This window comes from Halorubrum sp. SP3, from assembly GCF_005435195.1.
GTDB classification, from domain to species: Archaea; Halobacteriota; Halobacteria; order Halobacteriales; family Haloferacaceae; genus Halorubrum; species Halorubrum sodomense.
In genome coordinates this window covers 1-298 of the sequence record NZ_SGTU01000572.1, presented here as the reverse complement: position 1 = coordinate 298, position 298 = coordinate 1, and the positions used below count along the sequence as shown (strand labels likewise).

The 298-nt window shown below is 71.1% G+C and carries 1 pseudogene; it reads right to left on the bottom strand.

Annotation, left to right across the window (positions count from 1 at the left end):
- A pseudogene (locus EXE42_RS17615) lies at positions 1–298 on the bottom strand (MarR family transcriptional regulator); the annotation flags it as partial.

Below are 298 nucleotides of genomic sequence, written 5' to 3'. Positions count from 1 at the left end.
CGACCGACTCCGTCAGGACGTACGACAGCTCCAGCGACTCCTCGACGACGGTGCGGCGGTACAGCGTCGAAACGAACCGCTCGTCGTTGGCGGCGATCGACGCGCCCCGGAGCCGGTCGGCGGCTTCGGCGACGCGCTGAAGCCGGGACAACACCGTCGCCGGCGGCGTCTCGGCTATCGTCACCACCTCGGCGTCCGCGAAGAACCGGTGGTTCCGCGGCGACGACGGGAGCTCGTTGAGGACGCCGTTCGCCGTCTCGACCGCCTCCGCGACCGAGACCGCCTCGTCGACGGTGTC